This window comes from Thermoflexus sp. (genome assembly GCF_042408365.1).
In the GTDB taxonomy this organism is placed as follows: Bacteria; Chloroflexota; Anaerolineae; order Thermoflexales; family Thermoflexaceae; genus Thermoflexus.
Genome location: NZ_JBHOQJ010000081.1, coordinates 1 through 2,417 on the forward strand (window position 1 = coordinate 1; position 2,417 = coordinate 2,417).

2 protein-coding genes are annotated in these 2,417 nt (G+C 68.1%); both read right to left on the reverse strand.

Annotation, left to right across the window (positions count from 1 at the left end; genetic code table 11):
• Nucleotides 1-236: 236 nt before the first annotated feature.
• Nucleotides 237-2,123, reverse strand: a complete 1,887-nt coding sequence (gene dnaK, locus ACFMO5_RS03450) for a molecular chaperone DnaK (protein ID WP_376791366.1) — start codon at nucleotides 2,121-2,123, stop codon at nucleotides 237-239.
• Nucleotides 2,092-2,391, reverse strand: coding sequence for a hypothetical protein (locus tag ACFMO5_RS03455; protein ID WP_376791367.1), 300 nt, complete (start codon nucleotides 2,389-2,391; stop codon nucleotides 2,092-2,094). Before ACFMO5_RS03455 ends, dnaK begins: the two co-directional genes overlap by 32 nt.
• Nucleotides 2,392-2,417: the final 26 nt, after the last annotated feature.

Sequence of the window (2,417 nt, forward strand, 5' to 3'; positions counted from 1 at the left end):
CCGCCGTCTGGAGCAGCCGCCGCGCCGCCTCCAGCCCGGTCAGCCGGGCCGGCGCCCGCAGCCACCGCTGGTAGGCCGCCTGGACCTTCGCCTGGGCGTACAGGCCCAGCACCAGCGCCGGCAGCGCAAACACGAAGTACAACGGATCCCACCAAAACCACATCGCCCGCTTCCCTCCTGCGCCGTTGTGGGTTCCAACGGCCATGAAGCGGCCGTTGGAACCCCCGATCCCTCGCTCAGACCTGGCGGTATTCGCCTTCCACCACCTCGCCTTCACCGGATGGGCGAGAGGAGCCTGTCCCACCGGTCGCCGCCCGCTGGTAGACCGCCTGGCCGATCGCCAGGGCCGCCTGGCGCAGCTCCTGGGTGAGCTGGCGGATCCGAGCCGCGTTGTCCGTGCCCATCGCCTCCTTCAGCTGGCGGATCAGGCCCTCGATGCGCTCGCGGTCGGCCGGGGTGACCTGATCGCCCAGCTCCCGCAGCGAGCGCTCGACGCTGTAGATCATGTTGTCCGCCTCGTTGCGGGCCTCGGCCAGCTCGCGCCGACGCCGATCCTCCTCGGCGTAGCGCTCCGCCTCCTTGAGGAGCCGCTCCACCTCCTCCTTGGACAGGTTGGTGGAGGCGGTAATGGTGATCTTGGCTTCCTTCCCGGTCGCCCGGTCGCGCGCCGAGACGCTGAGGATGCCGTTGGCGTCGATGTCGAAGGTCACCTCGATTTGCGGCACGCCCCGCGGCGCCGGCGGGATGCCCTCCAGGCGGAACTGGCCCAGGAGGATGTTATCCGCCGCCATCGGCCGCTCGCCCTGGTAGACCTTGATGTCCACCGCGGTTTGGAAGTCCTCCGCGGTGGTGAAGACCTCGGTCTTGCGCACCGGGATGGTGGTGTTGCGGGGGATGAGGACGGTCATCACCCCGCCCAGGGTCTCCACGCCCAGGGAGAGCGGCGTCACGTCCAGGAGCAGCACATCCCGGACCTCACCGGCCAGCACGCCCGCCTGGATGGCCGCGCCGACCGCCACCACCTCGTCCGGGTTCACACCCTTGTGGGGCTCCTTGCCGGTGAGCTCCCGGACCAGCTGCTGCACCATCGGCATGCGGGTGGCGCCGCCGACCAAGATCACCTCGTCGATCTGCTCCGGCCGCAGCTTGGCGTCGCGCAGGGCCTGCTCGAAGGGCCCCTTCAGCCGCTCCACCAGGTGGCGGGAGAGCTGCTCGAACTTCGCCCGGGTCAAGCGCATCTGGAGGTGCTTCGGCCCGTCGGCCGTGGCGGTGATGAAGGGCAAGTTGATCTCCGTCTCCATCAGCGTGGAGAGCTCGATCTTCGCCTTCTCGGCCGCCTCCTTCAGCCGCTGGAGGGCCTGGCGGTCCTTCCGGAGGTCGATGCCGTGCTCCTTCATGAACTCTTCCGCCACGTAGTCGATGATCACCTGGTCCCAATCGTCGCCGCCCAGGTGGGTGTCGCCGGCCGTGGCCTTCACCTCGATCACCCCGTCACCGACCTCCAAAATCGAGACGTCGAAGGTCCCGCCGCCCAGATCCCACACCAGGATGATCTCGTTCTTCTTCTTGTCCATCCCATAGGCCAGGGCGGCGGCCGTGGGCTCGTTGATGATCCGGAGCACCTCCAGGCCGGCGATCTTCCCGGCGTCCTTGGTGGCCTGGCGCTGGCTGTCGTTGAAGTAAGCCGGCACCGTGATCACCGCCTGGGTGACCGGCTCCCCCAGGTAGGCCTCGGCGTCCTGCTTGAGCTTGCGCAGGATCATCGCCGAGATCTCCTGCGGGGTGAACTCCTTGCTGACGGCCGGGATGAACACCCGGGCATCCCCGTTCGGCCCCTCCACCACCTTGTACGGGACCCGACGGATCTCCTCAGGGACCTCGCTGTAGCGCCGGCCCATGAAGCGCTTGATGGAGAAAACCGTGTTCTCCGGGTTGATGATCGCCTGGCGCTTGGCCGGCAGGCCCACCATGCGCTCCCCGGTCTTGGTGAAGGCGACCACCGATGGGCAGAGGTTCCCGCCCTCGGCCACAGGGATCACCTTGGGCTCCCCACCCTCCATCACGGCGATCACCGAGTTGGTCGTCCCCAGGTCAATGCCTACGATCCGTCCCTTCTTCGCCATCGGAAACCTCCTCCACAGGATGGATGGCCTCCTCCTTAGATGGATGAGCCGTCTCGACCAGGGGGGCCGGCCGCTGGCTCAAAACCTCGACGGCCTGGGGAGGCCTCCGCTGGGCCAGCGTCGCAGGCGCCGCGGGAGAGGGCAGCCGGGCATAGTCGCACTGGCATGGCCCTCCTTGGGCGCACCCCAGACAGCAATAGGGCTGGCGATCCACAATGACCGGCTGCCACTCGATCTCGATCCCGCAGTTCCGGCAGATCAGCGGCACAGACTCCCCCTACGCCGGGATCGCCT